Source organism: Streptomyces sp. NPDC032822, assembly GCF_055578825.1.
This window is the reverse complement of the sequence record NZ_JBVIOL010000013.1, coordinates 91,151-108,071: the sequence shown is the minus strand read 5'-3', so window position 1 is coordinate 108,071 and position 16,921 is coordinate 91,151. Positions and strand designations below refer to the sequence as shown.

The following is a 16,921-nucleotide window of genomic DNA, read 5'->3' as shown; positions in this document are numbered from 1 at the left end:
GAATTGAGCTAGCGTGATGCCGTCGAACTGCCGACGGCCCTCTTCCCCACACGAACGACGGGTGACCTCATGACCACCGCACCGCACCAAGCCACCGCCGGCGAACCCACCGGTCGACTCGCCATCACCCTGTGGGACTTCAGCTGGTACACCCAGGCAGGCCCCGGCGAACCCTTCGCCGACCTCGACCGCGCCTTCGCCGAGACGGTGGAGCGGGGCTTCAACACCGTGCGCGTCTGCGCCATGCCCTTCCTGCTGTTCTCCGGACGCGTCGACGCCCCCGAGTCCCTCCAGGTCCGCGGCCTGGGCGAGCAGTTCGGACAGCGCACCCGCTGGTACAACGTGCGCGGCGGCTATCCGCTGGACGGCCGCCGACGGCTCGTCGAACTCTTCGAGGCCGCCGCCCGCCATGACTGCAAGGTCATCGTGTCCTCCTGGGAGTACCAGCAGTCCCCCAGCTTCGCCGACACCGACATCTGGCACCGCGCACTGGCCGAGGTGCCCGGCCCGGACCGTGCCGAGGCGGTGGCCGAAGCCCTCGCCGAACTGCTCGACTTCCTCACCGAGCACGGACTGACCGAGCACGTCGCCTACGTCGAGGTGCACAACGAGGTCGACAACTGCTCCCTCGTACCGGCCGACGGCACCGCCGGCCACTACGCCCGGCTGCGCGGCCCCCTCGAACGCGCCGTGAAGCTGCTGCGGGCCCGCCACCCCGCCGTCCCGGTGACCTACTCCCTGGGCGAGCCCTGGCCCGAGGAACTCGACGACCTGCCGGAGCAGGCGCAGATCGCGCACTTCCACTTCTACGTCTACGGCGTGCTCGGCGCGTTGTACGAAGCGGTGGGGCTCGGACACGGCACCGAAGCGGCGCCCGAGACGGCCGCCTGGCCCACCCCCGAACTGGCCGCCATGCTGCGCCCCGACGCGCCCGCCTTCACCGACTACCAGCCGGACGAACCCTGGCGGCTGGCCGCCACCGGGATTCCGCGCGAGCTGTTCTACGCACACGACTGGGTGGACCCCGACCGCTGGGACCTGTGGCTGTACGAGAACTATCCGGCCCACCGCCAGGCCATGCGGGAGACGCTGGCCGCCTGGGTCGACTCCGTCGCCGAGTTCGCCCGCCTGCGCGGCATCCCCGCCGTTCTCGGGGAGAGCGTCGTCGGCTACACCCCGCTCCTGACCCGTTTCGAGGAGGACGCCGTCGGCAGGGACCTCGCGGAGTTCGTCGTCGACCGCTGCCTCGCGGCAGGCTTCCAGGGCGTCGTCCTGACCTCCAACGCGGCCCCCCACCACCCCATGTGGCACACCGATCCGGACTGGATGCGGCGGGTCAACGCCCGGATCACCGCGGGCTGACGGAGCGGGGCCGGGGAGAGGACGGCGGTCTGATGAGAGGAAGTGCGGCCCGGGACGGCTCCGGGCTCACGGCGGTCGCCGGGGCGATCGGCATGGTGTTCGCACTGGTTGACGCCCGTTCGGGCCGAGAGGATCAAGAGGGTTGTCTCCGACGGCACCGCTACGTGACAGTGAGGGCATGACTGCGCGTTTCGTACGGCCGCTGCCGCTCCCCACCCAGCCGGCACCTCCCTGCGGTTGCCGTACCACCGTGTTCGCCGTGGTGCGCGGCGATGTCGAGGGGATGCGGCCCCGTGGGTGAGGTCGAGGCCGTCGAGAGGTTCCGGCAACGTATCGGGGTGCCCGGGCTCGTCGACGTACACACGCATTTCATGCCGGAGCGGGTCCTGCGCAAGGTGTGGGCGTACTTCGACGCGGTCGGCCCGATGACCGGCATCGAGTGGGGCATCACCTATCGGCAGGAGGAGGACGAACGGATCGCGCTGCTCAGGCAGTTCGGGGTGCGCGCCTTCACCTCGATGCTCTATCCGCACAAGGCCGGCATGGCCCCCTGGCTGAACGAGTGGGCCGCCGACTTCGCCGGCCGCGTACCCGACTGTCTGCACACGGCCACCCTCTACCCCGAGGAGGGCGTGGAGGGTTATGTGCGCACGGCGGTCGAGGCGGGCGCCCGGGTCTTCAAGTCCCATGTGCAGGTGGGGGCTTACGACCCGACGGACGAACTGCTCGATCCCGTGTGGGGGCTGCTGGCCGAGGCGGGAGTCCCGGTGGTCATGCACTGCGGCTCGGGCCCCGCGCCCGGCAAACACACCGGGCCCGAGCCGGTCGGTCGGCTCCTCGCCCGGCATCCGCGCCTGCCGCTGATCGTGGCGCACATGGGGATGCCGGAGTACACCGACTTCCTGGACCTGGCCGAACGGTACGACGAGGTGCGCCTCGACACGACCATGGCGTTCACGGATTTCAGCGAGCGTCTCAGCCCCTTCCCGGCGGCCGAGCTCGGCCGGCTCGCCGACCTGGGCGATCGGATCCTGCTCGGGTCCGACTTCCCCAACATCCCCTATCCGTACGTCCATCAGCTCGATGCCCTCGAAGGGCTCGGGCTGGGTGACGCGTGGTTGCGCGGGGTCTGTCACGACAACGGGGCACGGCTCTTCAAACTGTAGGCACTGCCGGGACGACGATCTCGGTGCCGGGCGGATGAGGACTCGCCGTCAGGTGTGCTGCGAGCCGGCGATGCCCGGCGCGGTCGGCCGGCCCTGGAGATGACCGGCCCGACAGGCCCACCCCGGGCGACTCCGGCCGGAATCCCGGCTCGGTACTCCGGCCACCCGAGATGTCAGGACTCCGGTCGGCGGAGAAGCACGACGAGACCAGAGTTGCGCGATACAACCTTGACAGTTGTTTCGTACAACTCCAGAATGGCGTCATGACGGACCGGGACGAACCCCTCGATGTGATCCATGAGTCGATCATCCTGTTCTCCCGCAATTCCAGGGTGCGGGCGAACGACATGTACGACGGGCTGCCCTTTGTCGCGTACACGATGCTGTCGTACGTAGGCTCCTTCCCCCAGCCGACCGCCTCCGATCTCGCGGAGCGGTACGGCCTGGAGAAATCCACCGTCAGCCGTCAGCTGTCCCAGCTGGAAGACGACGGCCTGCTGCGCCGGGTGGCCCACCCCTCGCGCCCCCGGACCAAGCTGCTGGAACTCACCGACACCGGTCACGCCTGTCTGACCCGCGTCAGGCAGCACCAGCGCAAGGGCCTTGAGGAGCGGCTCGGCCGTTGGCCGGACGAGGACGTCGAGACGTTCGGCCGCCTCCTCCGGCGGTTCGTCACGGAACTCGACTGATGTCCAGCCATGCCCGTCCGGCGGACGAGGACCGGGCCGTCGTCAGCGACCGCGACGAGCCGACGAACAGAGACCCGCACGCGACCGGGCACGCACCTCCACCGGTCCACCCCGCACCAGAGCCGGACAGCGTCCGGACTCGCGCCGCGGACACCACGGCGTCGGCACGAGGACACGCTCCCCGCGCGGATGACGGGGTGTCATACGTTCCCCGACCCGGTCGTGGCCTGAGCCGGTCAGGTGTCAGAGCCGGTCAGGTGGCCGTGCGCGCCGAGCCCATCACGGGGGCGTCGTCTCCGCCGGCAGGATCACCGTGACTTCCCAGCCCCGGCGTTCGGCCCGCTGGGTCTCGATGACCGCCACGCGGCGGCGGTGGTCCAGCGTGCGCAGGTACCCGGCGAGTCCGGCCATCGCTCGGACCGGCAACAGCATGCCGAACGGGTTGACGGACGACGCTCCGAAGGCCTGCCGGTAGGGCGGCACCACAAGTGCCGCCCCGTCCAGAACGCCGCACACCACCGCCCACGGCACGGGGCAGTCACGCACCGCGATCAGGAGCAGGCACAGCAGGATCGCGACTTCACCGGGGCCGGACAGCGCCTCGGGTCGGAGAGGAACACGGCAGCACATGGACGCGGGCGACCACCTCCTCCAGCGCGACCCGGCACGGAACGGAACGGCACTGCCCGTCAGGAGGCGGCCGGGCACGGCGAGTTGCACGTGCCCCCGCCGCGGAAGCCGTATGCCGAATTACCGGAGAAATACCGCGACGGCCACCAAAGTGACCAATAATTTCACACACCAAGCTTCGAATGAAGGTACGACTACCTCCGGTAACACCCTATCCCCCGAAGGGTTTTGAAAATCAGTCAGCGATAGCGCTTGTCCCGCCCGACTCGCGTATGCGAAGGTGAGCCTCGCTTGAGGCAGTCACGGCCCTGACCAGGCGAAAAGACAATCCTCAAGGTATGCACCAATCACTCATCGCTTTCCGACGGAACGTCATTTCGCATGCCGTCCTTCCCTGGAAAGGAAAGGGTTCCGTGCAGGTTTCCCACCCCCCACGCCCGACTTATCCGCCCCGCCCCGGACTGCCCCTCGGGGAACCGGATCCCGACCTCGTCGCCCAACTGGGCGGCGACGTCGACGAACGGCACCACGCCACAGCCGTACTGCTGGCCCGGCACTGGCTCTCCGCCCGCGACTACGCGCTCCTGTGTCTGGCCTCGGCGACTCCCACCGCCCAGTTCGTGGCCGCCAGCGCGTTTCAACGGCTGCTGGACCGGCTTGCGAGCGGTGCCCCCGCCGCGGCCCTGCGCCCGCAACTGCTCGTGACCGTCCGCGAGACCGTCCGCGCCTGGGCCGCGAACGACAGGACCTGCGCGGCCCTGCCGGAACTACGCAAACCCACCGGCGGCCGTGGCCTGCACACGGCCGAACCGGGAGCGCCCGCGAACCGGAAGCACGCCGAGCGCGCCTTCGTCGCGTTGTCGCATTTCTCCCAATGCCTTCTGTGGCACACCGAGGTCGAGGCGGAACCCATAGAGATACCCGCCGGTTTGCTGGGTATGGAAACCGTTGCCGCGAGATCCGCCCTGGGCCGGGCCCGAGAGCAATTCCGGACCGGCTTGGTGCGCGCCCACATGCAATTCGCCCCGTCCGAGGAGTGCCGGTTCCACAACAGCCTTATCGACGTTTCCATTCGACGGGGCGGCACTTTGCTCCCCGATGTCCGGCAGCATCTGACGCGATGCACCCATTGCCGCTCCACGGCCGACCAACTCGAATACTTCGACGGCGGATTGGGGATACTGCTCGCCGATGCCGTCCTCGGCTGGGGAGGCCGGCGCTACCTCGCCACGCGCCCCGGCCGCAGCACTCCGGAGGCATGGCGGACCGCACCGGAGCAGGACCAGCCGACCGGGGGCGTAGGCGGACGCCACCGCACCCTGCCCGAGCGCAGGCATCGCGCACCCGCCGCCGCGGCCCTGGCGGCTTCCCTCGCTCTGCTGACGGCCGTCCTGGTGGCCCAGAACTGGTCCGACGGCGATGCCACGCCGGCGCCGATCACGCCGACTTGGGGGGCTCCCGTCAACAGTTCCCCGAGCCCCGCGCCCTCCGTCTCGCCCGGCCCGTCCGCCATCCCCGCCCAGGGCCGACTGCGCAGTCTGGCCACCGGACGCTGCCTGACCGTCGACGGCCGGGTCACGGCCGACGCGGACATCCGGCTCGCAGCGTGTTCGGAGACCGCCTCCGAGCGGTGGTCCTACGAGTTCGACGGCCTGCTGCGCAGCGAGGCCGACCCCTCCCTCTGCCTGACCGCCGACCCACAGACCCGGACCGTCCTGCTCTCACCGTGCGTCGTGCACGCCGGCGAGGTGTCGTACACGCTCGCGAGCCGCGGGGACCTGGCGCTGCGCCACCACCCGGACCTGGTGGTGGCCCCGGGACCGGACCGCAGGCCGAACGAGGTGGTCGTGGCCGACCGCGACACGACCCGCAGCCAACGCTGGGCACTTGACACCGCCACGGAGGAGGCCGCCCCCTCTCGCCCATAGCCGAACCGCCCTGGGTCGCGAACGGACCCGGGGCACCGGCATCGGGTGGGCCCAAGCCGTGAATCACTCCCGGCGCGGACCCGAACCGTCCGTGTACGGACGGCGACTCCTGTGAAAGTGCGCCCGAACTCTCGACAACCCCCGGGTAACCAGCGGTAACTTCTGCCACGTCCCCACAGCAACCGCTTTCCCTCCTCAGGAGACGCACCCCTATGCGCAGACCCCTCGCCTGCCTGGCGGCGATAGCCGCCACCCTCGGCGGGCTCACCGCGGCCGCCCCGTCCGCGGTGGCCGCCGACTCGGGCAGCTTCAACGTCCTCAGCTACAACGTGGCCGGGCTGCCCGAGGCCATCTCCAGCGCACCGACGCCCCGCGAGTCGGCCACCACGGAGATCGGCCGGCGGATAGCGACGTACGACATCGTCCATGCCCAGGAGGACTTCAACTACCACGCCACCCTCTACGCGGCCGACACCGCGCACGCCTACCGCACCGCCACCAGCGGCGGCGCCGGCATCGGCAGCGGCCTCAACACGCTCTCCAAGATCTCCTACGACCAGGACGACTTCGAACGGTCGGGCTGGAACACCTGCACCTACGGCTCGGGCGACTGCCTGACCCCCAAGGGCTTCACCTTCATGCGCGAGCGTCTCGCCGAGGGCGTGTACGTCGACTTCTACAACCTGCACACCAACGCCGGCACCAACGCCGACGACCTCGCCGCCCGCGCCGCCAACCTCAGCCAGCTCACCGGCTTCATCGCCACCCACTCCGCCGGGAACGCGGTCGTGGTCATGGGTGACACCAACACCCGTTACACCCGCTCCGGCGACACCATCGCCGAGTTCGCCGCCGCGAACGGCCTCACCGACGCCTGGGTCAAGCTGATCCGCGGCGGCGTGGCCCCCACCAAGGGCAGCGACGCCCTGGTCTGCGACCAGACCGGGACGACGGTCCCCAACACCTGCGAGGTCGTCGACAAGATCCTCTACCGGGGCAGCAAGCTCGTCTCGCTCAACGCCACGTCCTACAACAACGAGCACTCCAAGTTCCTGACCGACGACGGACTGATGCTCTCCGACCACGACCCGCTCACCGCGACCTTCTCCTGGTCACGCAACGCCGCCTTCCAGTTCAGCGACCAGTTCGGCGGCCCGCACAGCGACTACTACAACGACATCGACAGCGTGCCCGCCGGCGCCCGCGCCACCACCATCGCCCTGCGGGCCGGTTCTCGCGTCGACCAGCTGAGCACGACGTTGGCGAACGGCACCACACTCGCCCACGGCGGGACCGGCGGCACGGCCTCCTCGCTGACCTTGGGCAGCGGCGAGTACGTCACCACCGCCTACCTCTGCCAGGGCGCCAAGGAAAGCCACACACGGATCTTCTACGCCAGATTCACCACCAACCTCGGCCGCACCCTGGCCGGCGGCACCACTACCTCCGACTGCGTGACCCGCACCGCTCCCTCCGGCTGGCAGATCGCCGGGTTCCACGGCCGGAGCGGCGACGAGGTCGACAAGGTCGGCTTCATCTACACCCAGCGCTGAGCCCGCCCGTCCCGGGGCGGCGCGTGGCCCCCGCCGCCCGGGGGCGCACAGGAATCGCAAAAGACCGACAGAACAATTGACGGGCGCATGACCAGCCTCTACGTTCTGATCGATTTTCCGAACCCTGTTCGAAATTACGGCCACTTCAGGCGCCCCCGCACGCCACCCTGGAGCACACGATGAGCGAGAACCCGCATCTGTCCCGTCGCACCCTCCTCGGCATGACCGCCGCCGTCCCCCTCGCCCTCACGCTCGGCGCGGGCACCGCGCACGCCGCCGACTCGGCCTACGCGATGGTCTACTTCACCGAGTCGACCGACCTCGGCGACGGCACCGACTACGGCCTGCACCTGGCCGTCAGCCCCGACGGGCTCAACTGGACGCCGCTCAACCAGAACAACCCCCTGGTCACCCCCACCGCCGGCGCACTGGGCCTGCGCGACCCGTTCCTGATGCGCAAGCAGGACGGCACGTTCGTCGTGCTCGCCACGGACCTCAAAGGCACCGACTGGAATTACAACAGCCAGTACATCCATGTCTGGGACTCCGCCGACCTGCGCACCCTCACCGGCTACCGGCGCCTCAAGCTCCACGACATGACCACCCACAGCTGGGCACCCGAGGCGTTCTGGGACGCGGGTCGGGGCCAGTACGCGGTCATCTACTCCTCGGTCAACTCCAGCGGCCACAACGTGATCATGGTCAACTACACCAGCGACTTCGTCACCGCCTCCGCCCCGCAGGTCTTCTTCGACCCCGGCTACGACGTGATCGACGGTGACATGGCCGTGGGCGTGAACGGCTACAACTACCTGTACTTCAAGAAGAACCAGACGTTGGTGAGCGCCCGCTCCACCTCCCTGAACCCGGGCAGCTTCACGGAGTACAGCGCGGGTGTGGCGCACGGCGGAACCGAGGCCCCGACGGTGGTCAGGTCCCTCTCCTCCGGCAACTGGTGGCTGTGGGGCGACACCTACACGCCCAACGGCGTCTTCTACGCCTGGCAGTCCAGCAGCCCGGCCTCCGGCACCTGGACGGCGCTGGACCAGAAGACCTACACCCAGCCGGTCAACTCCAAGCACTGCGGCATCGCGACGATCACCACGGCCGAGTACAACAACCTGCTCGCCAAGTGGGGAGCGCCGGCCTGGAACCGGCTCAAGTCCTACAACTTCCCGGCACGTTACGTCCGGCATGCCAACTACGCGGCCCGGATCGACGAGTACCCGGTCGAGCCGTACAAGGACTCCCTGTGGACCATCGTCCCAGGGCTCGCCGACAGCTCCGGCGTCTCCTTCCGATCGGTCAACTACCCCACCCGCTATCTGCGGCACTACAACTACGCGCTCCAACTGGACGTGAACGACGGCACGTCCACGTTCGCCGGCGACGCGACCTTCTACCGCACGGCGGGTCTCGCGGACGCAAGCTGGGCGTCGTTCCGCTCGTACAACAACCCGACCCGCTACATCCGGCACTCCAACTACGTCCTGCGCATCGACCCGATCTCCACCGCCACGGAACGGCAGGACGCGACCTTCCGCGTCGGGTACTGATCGTGGAAGGCACCCCCATGTCGCACGGCTCCGCTCGCGGCTGGGCCAGACGCCTCACGGTGCGCGTCCTCGCCCTCGCCCTCGGACTGGCCGGCCTCACGGCCCTGACCGGCCACGAGTCGCCGACACCGCTCGCCGCCGAGCCGGCCGCCGTCAGCACCGGCCAGATCGGGGTCACTCCGCCGTCGATGGGCTGGGCGTCCTGGAACAGCTTCGCCAGCAGCATCGACTCCGACGTCATCAAGCAGCAGACGGACACGCTGGTCTCCTCCGGCATGGCGGCGGCCGGCTACCAGTACGTCAACCTCGACGACGGCTGGTGGCAGGGCGACCGAAACGCCGACGGCTCCATCGCCGTCGACGAGACCCTGTGGCCCGGCGGTATGAAGGCGATCGCCGACTACATCCACAGCAAGGGTCTCAAGGCAGGCATCTACACCGACGCGGGCAAGCAGGGCTGCGGCTACTACTACCCCACCACCCGCCCCGCCGCCCCCAACACCGGCATGGAGGGCCACTACCAGCAGGATCTGGAGACCTTCCAGCGCTGGGGCTTCGACTACGTCAAGATCGACTGGTGCGGCGGCCGGGTGGAGGGCCTCGACCCGGAGACCACGTACAAGGCGATCAGCACCGCCAACCAGGCCGCGACGGCCGTCACCGGCCACCAGTTGGTGCTGTCCTTCTGCGAGTGGGGCAGCGGACTGCCGTGGAACTGGGCCACCGGCTACGGCGACCTGTGGCGCACCAGCACCGACGTCATCCTGTGGGGCCAGACCCCGACCACCTCCATGATGCTCACCAACTTCGACCGGGGCCTGCATCCGGCCGCCCAGCACACCGGCTACTACAACGACCCCGACATGCTGATGGTCGGCATGAGCGGTCTGACCGCCGCCCAGAACCGGCTGCACATGGGCCTGTGGGCGATCTCGGGCGCCCCGCTGCTGGCCGGCAACAACCTGGCCACGATGAGCACCACCACCCGCGACATCCTCACCAACCGTGAGGTCATCGCCATCGATCAGGACCCGCGCGGGCTACAGGGCGTCAAGGTCGCCGAGGACACCCGCAATCTCCAGGTGTACGGCAAGGTCCTGGCCGGCACGGGCAAGCGTGCGGTGCTGCTGCTCAACCGCACGTCCTCCTCGGCGTCCATGACCGTGCGCTGGGCCGACCTCGGCCTCACCGGTGCCGCCGCCTCGGTGCGCAACGCCTGGACGGGCACCAACGCCGGTTCCCACGCGACCGGTTACTCCACCACCGTCCCGGCCGGCGACGCCGTACTGCTCACCGTCTCCGGCACCGAGGCATCCGGGTCGACCTACGAGGACACCACCACGGCCACCACGCCCACCTTCGGCGCCGTCACCACCGGGGCCGTCGGCACCAAGCTGGTGGACATCACCTACGCCAACGGCGGCAGCACCTCCCGCAGGGCGACCATCCAGGTGGGCGGCCAGTACACGTCCGTGGTCGCCTTCCCGCCGACCGGCTCGGCCACGACGTACCGGACGGTGTCCGTCCTGGCCCACCTCGCCAAGGGCACCAACACCGTGCGCTTCGCGGCGGTGTCCGGCAGCACCGCGCCCGACATCGACGCGATCCGCGTCCAGGGCGTCCCCGGCACCAACGGTGTGGCTCTCGTCGGCACCGCCTCGAACCGCTGCGCCGGACTGGAGAGGAACACCATCGCCGACGGCGCCCAGGCCATCCTGTGGGACTGCTTCGGCGGGCGGAACGAGACCTTCGCACAGACCTCCCGCGGCGAGCTCGTGGTCTACGGCAACAAGTGCCTGGACGCCGACAACCACGGCACCACCAACGGCACCGAGGTCATCATCTGGGACTGCACCGGCGGCACCAACCAGAAGTGGACCGTCCACGCCGACGGCACCCTCACCAACGACCTGTCGGGACTGTGCCTCGACGCCGAGGAGGCGGCGACCGCCAACGGCACCAAGCTGGTCCTGTGGACCTGCAACGGCCAGACCAACCAGAAGTGGACCCTCGACTGAGCCGACCAGCGCCGCCACACCGCCCGTCGCCGGGCCGGCCGTCCAACCGGTCCCGGCGGCGGGCGGTGCCGTCGCCGGACGGACCGCCTGCCGTCAGAGGGAGGGCGGTCCGGGCCAGACGGCCGAGGCGTCGTCGCGGTCGGGGTCGGGCAGTCGGACCGGGCGGACGGGAACAGTGCGGGTCCGCCCCTCCGACACGGCCGTCCACGGAGCGGGCCGGCCCGAGTAGCACAGGGTGGTGAGGGCGAAGACCCCGTCGGCGTAGACCTCGACGTATTCGCCGACGGTGAGGATGCGCAGGCTCGCGGCGGGTTCGGTCAGTACCGTCTCGCCCAGCCGGTCCCCGTCCGGGCCGGTGACCCAGAGGTTCTTGCCGTCGCAGCCGACGACCAGCGCCGGACGGTCCCCGTCACGGGTGTCGGTGCGCAGGGTGATCTCGACGCGGCCGGTGAGGGCGAGGTCGCCGACCGCATGCAGAGCGGGCTGTTCGGTCTCCTCGCCGAGCCAGGTGTTCAGGCCGGGCCACCATTCCAGGCGGGGCGCTTCGTCCGGGGCGGCGACCAGGAGTTTGGGCTGGGCGAGCATGCCGCGGCAGCGTTCGCCGGAGTCGGTGAGGTCCACGCGTCGGGGGGTGGTGTGCAGCACCACGCGGGAGCCGTCGGGCGCGCGGACGACACGGGGGGCGTAGGAACCGGTCGGGCCGAGCGGGCCGCGGCGGGTCCACGGGCCCCGCAGCCGGGGCGCGGCCCATGCCTCGAAGCCGCGCGTGGCGCCGATGGAGCCCAGCAGGAGCCAGCTGCCGTCATCGAGACGTTCCAGGACGGGACACTCCAGCTCGTCCACATCGCCCGGTGAGATGAGCGGCGGGTGGACCGTCCAGTGCTCCAGATCGTCCGAGGTGGCCCAGGCGACGCAGCCGCCGGACTCGACGGGCAGGGTGGCGTCGGCGGCGCAGACCACCATGACCCAGCCGTCGGACTCGTCGTCGCGCACGACGAACGGGTCGCGCCAGCCCATGTGTTCGCCGGTGCGGTACCACCGTGCGTCCGCCTCGACGACGGGCCCGGTGCCGTGCCGGCGCCAGCCGGTGCCGTCGGTGCGGTCGGAGTACGCGAGACCGACCGACTGCAACGGCCGGCCGCCCGGGGTGAGGCCGGAGACCCCCGTGTAGAACATGGCGGTTCCGTCGCCGTGCCGGATCGGGTGCATGGTCCACACGGCCTGCTGGTCGAAGCGGCCGGGCAGGCCGTTGCCGAACGCACTGCCCGCGGGCTGCCAGGAGACCAGGTCGGCGGAGGTGGCGCGGCCGTAGGAGGTCTCCATCCGCAGGTGGTCGAACTCGGACGTCCACGGGCCTTGCAGGTGCAGCACGGTGTAGGTGCCGTCGTCGTCGCGCAGCAGGGCGAAGTCGTTTACGCAGAGGCCGGGCGGGGCGTATCGCATGCTCAGTTCCTGTCGGCTCGCCGTGCTCAAACGCATGCGCTGAGCAGTGACCACGAAGGTCTCGCTTGAGAATCGGCCCAAGTAAAACCGAACGCAAACGCTTGCGCAACAACGGGGTCAGGTTTACGGTCTCGTCACTCACCGGATCACGCCGGTGTGAAACCGACGGGAGGAAAAGGCCGTGACGGTCAGCATCAACGACGTCGCCCGCACCGCCGGGGTCTCCGCATCCACCGTGTCCCGCGCGCTGCGCGGCCGGCCGGGAGTCTCGGACGACGTACGGGCGCAGATCACGGCCGTCGCCGCCCAGCTCGGCTACACCGCCTCGCGGTCGGCCTCCAGCCTGGCCGGCGGGCGCACCTTCACCATCGGGGTCGTCGTCCCGTACACCGGCCGCTGGTTCTTCGGCACCGTGCTCGACGCCGCCGAGAAGGTGTTCAGTGCCGCCGGCTACGACGTGCTGCTCTACAACCTGAACTCACCGGAGGCACGCAAACGCTTCTTCACCAAGCTTCCGGTGCGCAAGCGGGTGGACGCCGTCCTCTCGCTGCTCATCCCCGACCTGGCGGAAGAGGAGTCGTTGCGCTCTCTCGGAGTGCCGCTGGCCACCACCGTCGGCGGCCCCCGGGACGGCTTCACGGTGGTCGGCATCGACGACCACGCCGGTGCCACCAGCGCCGTACGGCACCTGGCCAACCTCGGGCACCGGCGCATCGGCATGATCTCCGGGGCGAGCGAGCCGCTGCACTGGACCACCCCCATCGACCGCCGTCAGGGGTACCTGGACGTGCTGGCCGAGACCGGCATCGCCCACGATCCGGCCCTGGTGGTGGACGGCGGCTACACCGTCGAGGGCGGCGAGCGGGCCATGACCGAGCTCCTTGCCGTCTCCCGCCCGCCGACCGCGGTGTTCGCGCAGTCCGACGAGATGGCGATGGGTGCGCTGCGTGCCCTGCGCCGGCACCGGCTGAAGGTGCCGGACGACGTGTCCGTCGTCGGCTTCGACGACCACGAACTCTCCGAGGTCATCGGGCTGACCACCATCGCCCAGCCGGTGCCGGAGCAGGGCGCGGAGGCCGCCCGACTGCTGCTGCGCCGGCTCGACGAACCGGACGCGGAGCCGGTCGGCCAGGTCCGGATGCCCATCCGCCTGGTGCTGCGGGAGACCACGGCTCCGCCGAGCCCCCACCGACCTGTGTGACTCCCTGCCCCTCGTCCGACCCCCGCCCTGCGACCCCACCTCCCCCACCCCGAATCGTCGAGTACCCGCACTCTCACCCAGCACGGAGGCACCGTCCATGAACGCCGGAAGCAGAAGGTTCCGCCGCACGCTCTGTTCGAGTCTGGCCCTCGCCCTGCCCCTGGTGGCAGTGGCCGCCTGCGGCTCGGGCGGTGGCAGCGACACCTCCGCCGAGGAGGGCAGCGGCACGGGCACGATCAGCGTCTGGGCCCACCAGGGCCAGGCGAGCGAGACCGCCGCACTGCAGAACGTGGTGAAGTCCTTCAACTCCTCGCAGAGCGACGTCAAGGCCGAGCTGAAGCTCATCCCCGAGAACGACTACACCAAGACCGTCACCGCCACCGACGCCTCCGAGCTGCCGGACGTGCTGGAGTTCGACGGTCCGACGATGGCCAACTTCGTCTACAACAAGAAGCTCGCGCCGATCGACTCCTATGTGTCCGCGAAGACGATGTCCAACGCCACCGACGCCATCAAGGCGCAGGGCGAGATCGACGGCAAGCACTACGGCCTGGGCCAGTTCGACTCCGGCCTCGGGGTGTGGGGCAACAAGAAGCTGCTGGACGCGGCCGGTGTGAAGTACCCGAAGAGCGTGGACGACGCCTGGACGGCCGCGGAGTTCGACGCGGCGCTCAAGGCCCTCAAGGCCAAGGACGCCGACGGCAAGGTCCTCGACATCTCCGAGCAGTACGGTCTGGCCACCGAGTGGGGCACCTACGGCTACTCCCCCATCGTCTGGTCGGCCGGCGGCGGCCTGCTCAAGGACGGCAAGGCCGAGGGCGCCCTCGACAGCCCGGCCGTGGTCTCGGCGATGAAGACCTTCCAGTCCTGGAAGCCGTACACCGACCCCAACACCGACGGCAACGCCTTCGCCAAGGGCAAGGTGGCGCTGAGCTGGGTCGGGAACTGGACGTATCCCGCCTACAGCAAGGCCCTCGGTGACGACCTCGTCGTCCTGCCGCTGCCCGACTTCGGCAGCGGGCCCAAGACCGGTCAGGGTTCGTGGGCCTGGGGCATCGGCGCGAACACCAAGAACGCCAAGGCCACGGGGACCTTCCTGGACTACCTCATGGGCGACACCAGCGTCGGTGCCATGACGAAGGCCAACGGCTCGGTCCCGGGCACCAGTTCCGCGCTCGCCAAAAGTGAGCTGTACCGGAAGGGCGGTCCGCTCCAGCTCTTCGCCGACCAGCTCGCCAAGCCCTGCGGCGACAGCGACATCAGCGAGTCCTGTGTCGCCGTCACCCGGCCGGTGACCGCCGGATATCCCACGGTCACCGCCAAGTTCTCCCAGGCCATGAACGCGATCTACGGCGGTGCGGACCCGAAGGAGGCCCTGGAGAAGGCCGCCCGCTCCATCGACCAGGACTTCTCCGACAACGCCGGCTACGAGATCCCGTAGGACTCTCGACGGCAGGGGCGGGCACGCGGTACGCCGTGCCCGCCCCGCCGGGAAAAGGACCCACACCCGTGAAAACCGTGGAACCCGCGCACTCCCCGGCGCCCGACCGCCCGAAGCAGGCCTCCGCCGCACCGTCCGTGACCTCCCCGAGAGCGGGGTACAGGAACCGGGACCGGATGCACGGACTGCTCATGGCCGCCCCGGCCGTCGGCGGGCTGATCGCCTTCGTCGGCATCCCCTTCTGCTACGCCGTCGTGCTCTCCTTCTACAACGTGCGGCTCGGCTCCCCGCTGGAGCCGTCGTTCTTCGGACTGGAGCACTACCGGCGCCTGTTCACCGACCCCGACCAGTCCGGCCCGTTCCTGCGGGCGCTGCTGAACAACCTGACGTTCGCCGCGGTCGTCGTGCCGCTGCAGACAGGTCTCGCCCTCGGCCTCGCGATCCTCCTCAACCGCAAGCTCAAGGCGATCGGCCTGTTCCGGTCCCTGTTCTTCATGCCGGTGGTCTTCCCGATGGCCCTGGTCGCCGTGATCTGGCGGCTGATCCTGGCCCGCAGTGAGCAGGGCATGCTCAACTCCCTCCTGGGCGCGGTGAGTTTCGGCAACTGGGGCGCCTTCGACTGGCTCGGCGACGGGGCCACCGCGATGGCCTCGATCATCGTGCTGTCCGTCTGGCAGGGCGTCGGCTTCCAGATGGTCATCCTGCTGGCGGGCCTTCAGCAGATCCCCGGTGAGCTGTACGAGGCCGCCGAACTGGACCGCGCGAGCCGCCTGCAGCAGTTCCGGAATGTCACCCTGCCCGGCATCCGCGGCACGCTCGTCTTCGTCGCGCTGCTGACCTCGGTGATGTCCTTCCGGATCTTCGACCAGGTGTACGTCCTCATCCGTGGCGGCGGACTGGACGAGGACGCCACCCGCACGGTGATGTACCAGGCCGTCACCACCGCCTTCGACCAGAACAACATCGGTCAGGCATCCGCGATCACCGTCGTCTTCTTCCTGATCGTCCTCGTCCTGACGATCGTCCAGCGCCGCGTCGTCCGGCCCGACAACGAGGACTGACCTCCATGGCCATGACCCGCACCCCCGTCCGCCGCGTCCTCGACTACACCGTCCTCGGCGTCCTGGCGTTCGTCTTCGCCCTGCCCGTCCTCTACCTCTTCCTGGGCAGCCTCAAGCCGTCCGACGAGGTCCTGAACGGACTGTCCGGCTTCCTGCCCACCCACCTGTCGTTCGACAACTACTCCGCCGTCTTCGACAGTCTGAACTCCGACAGCACCGGCTACTTCTGGCAGTTCATGGGCGTCTCGGTGCTGCTGGCGTTCGTGGTGGTGACGGGCGGGCTGTTCGTCAACTCGATGGCCGCGTACGGTCTGTCCCGGCTGGACGGGCGCAGCCGGAAGGCGGTCTTCACCCTCGTCCTGCTGCTGATGCTGATCCCGTTCGAGTCGGTGGCCGTTCCGCTCTTCTACATGTTCAACGACCAGCGCAACACCCTGTACGTCCAGGCGCTGCCGTTCATCGCCAACGCCTTCTCCGTCTACCAGTTCCACACGTTCTTCCGGAAGATCCCACCCAGCATCGAGGAAGCCGCCCAACTGGACGGCGCGGGCCCCTGGCGCACCTTCTTCGCCATCATCATCCCGATGTCCAAGCCGGTGTTCGCCTCGGTCGCCATCCTCACCTTCCTCATCCAGTGGGGCTCCTTCCTGTGGCCGGTCCTGATGGTCTCCGACCCCTCGGTGCGCCCCCTCCCCCTGGAGATCAGTGTCTTCCAGGGCCAACAGCCGCCCGACTGGGGCCAGATCCTCGCCTTCGGCGTCCTGCTCGTCCTGCCCGTACTGGTGGTCTTCGCCTTCTTCCAGCGCTGGTTCGTCCAGGGCGTGGCCAGCTCCGCCGTCAAGGGCTGAGCAACGCCCCCGTGTGTCGGCGTGG

13 protein-coding genes are annotated in these 16,921 nt (G+C 69.5%); 11 read left to right on the top strand and 2 right to left on the bottom strand.

Annotated features, from left to right (window positions below):
- Positions 1-69: 69 nt before the first annotated feature.
- The 3 genes from ACZ5VD_RS31440 to ACZ5VD_RS31430 all read left to right on the top strand — a co-directional run bounded on the left by ACZ5VD_RS31440 (position 70) and on the right by ACZ5VD_RS31430 (position 3,217).
- Positions 70-1,362: a cellulase-like family protein gene (locus ACZ5VD_RS31440; RefSeq protein ID WP_468684088.1), complete on the top strand. Its 1,293-nt coding sequence runs from the start codon at positions 70-72 to the stop codon at positions 1,360-1,362.
- Between the two features lie 272 nt (positions 1,363-1,634).
- On the top strand, positions 1,635-2,528 hold the full coding sequence (locus ACZ5VD_RS31435) for an amidohydrolase family protein (RefSeq protein ID WP_468552608.1): 894 nt from the start codon (positions 1,635-1,637) through the stop codon (positions 2,526-2,528).
- 263 nt (positions 2,529-2,791) lie between these two features.
- A complete protein-coding gene (locus tag ACZ5VD_RS31430) occupies positions 2,792-3,217 on the top strand; it encodes a MarR family winged helix-turn-helix transcriptional regulator (protein WP_468552609.1) in 426 nt (141 codons plus the stop codon).
- A 279-nt stretch (positions 3,218-3,496) separates the two neighbouring features.
- Here the strand turns inward: ACZ5VD_RS31430 and ACZ5VD_RS31425 are convergent, their stop codons facing one another.
- A complete protein-coding gene (locus tag ACZ5VD_RS31425) occupies positions 3,497-3,847 on the bottom strand; it encodes a hypothetical protein (RefSeq protein WP_468684087.1) in 351 nt (116 codons plus the stop codon).
- 413 nt (positions 3,848-4,260) lie between these two features.
- Here ACZ5VD_RS31425 and ACZ5VD_RS31420 point away from each other — a divergent pair, with 413 nt between their 5' ends.
- From ACZ5VD_RS31420 to ACZ5VD_RS31405, 4 genes are all read left to right on the top strand, one after another.
- Positions 4,261-5,775, top strand: a complete 1,515-nt coding sequence (locus ACZ5VD_RS31420; protein ID WP_468552611.1) for an RICIN domain-containing protein — start codon at positions 4,261-4,263, stop codon at positions 5,773-5,775.
- 212 nt (positions 5,776-5,987) lie between these two features.
- Positions 5,988-7,328, top strand: coding sequence for a jacalin-like lectin (locus tag ACZ5VD_RS31415; RefSeq protein WP_468684085.1), 1,341 nt, complete (start codon positions 5,988-5,990; stop codon positions 7,326-7,328).
- A gap of 179 nt (positions 7,329-7,507) precedes the next feature.
- Entirely contained in the window at positions 7,508-8,884 is a 1,377-nt protein-coding gene (locus ACZ5VD_RS31410; RefSeq protein ID WP_468684083.1) for a glycoside hydrolase family 43 protein, read from the top strand.
- 17 nt (positions 8,885-8,901) lie between these two features.
- Positions 8,902-10,902, top strand: coding sequence for a ricin-type beta-trefoil lectin domain protein (locus tag ACZ5VD_RS31405; protein ID WP_468684191.1), 2,001 nt, complete (start codon positions 8,902-8,904; stop codon positions 10,900-10,902).
- A 93-nt stretch (positions 10,903-10,995) separates the two neighbouring features.
- On the opposite strand, the gene ACZ5VD_RS31400 is transcribed toward ACZ5VD_RS31405, so the two are convergent.
- Positions 10,996-12,345: a glycoside hydrolase family protein gene (locus tag ACZ5VD_RS31400; RefSeq protein WP_468684082.1), complete on the bottom strand. Its 1,350-nt coding sequence runs from the start codon at positions 12,343-12,345 to the stop codon at positions 10,996-10,998.
- A gap of 181 nt (positions 12,346-12,526) precedes the next feature.
- On the opposite strand from ACZ5VD_RS31400, the gene ACZ5VD_RS31395 reads away from it, so the two are divergent.
- The 4 genes from ACZ5VD_RS31395 to ACZ5VD_RS31380 all read left to right on the top strand — a co-directional run bounded on the left by ACZ5VD_RS31395 (position 12,527) and on the right by ACZ5VD_RS31380 (position 16,896).
- Positions 12,527-13,546, top strand: coding sequence for a LacI family DNA-binding transcriptional regulator (locus ACZ5VD_RS31395; protein ID WP_468552615.1), 1,020 nt, complete (start codon positions 12,527-12,529; stop codon positions 13,544-13,546).
- 97 nt (positions 13,547-13,643) lie between these two features.
- Positions 13,644-14,987: an ABC transporter substrate-binding protein gene (locus ACZ5VD_RS31390; protein WP_468552616.1), complete on the top strand. Its 1,344-nt coding sequence runs from the start codon at positions 13,644-13,646 to the stop codon at positions 14,985-14,987.
- A 176-nt stretch (positions 14,988-15,163) separates the two neighbouring features.
- Positions 15,164-16,048 carry a carbohydrate ABC transporter permease gene (locus tag ACZ5VD_RS31385; RefSeq protein ID WP_468684081.1) on the top strand — a complete coding sequence of 295 codons (885 nt, stop codon included), beginning with the start codon at positions 15,164-15,166 and terminating at the stop codon, positions 16,046-16,048.
- 5 nt (positions 16,049-16,053) lie between these two features.
- Positions 16,054-16,896 (top strand): carbohydrate ABC transporter permease, encoded by an 843-nt coding sequence (locus ACZ5VD_RS31380; RefSeq protein WP_468684080.1) that lies wholly within the window; start codon positions 16,054-16,056, stop codon positions 16,894-16,896.
- Positions 16,897-16,921 lie beyond the last annotated feature (25 nt).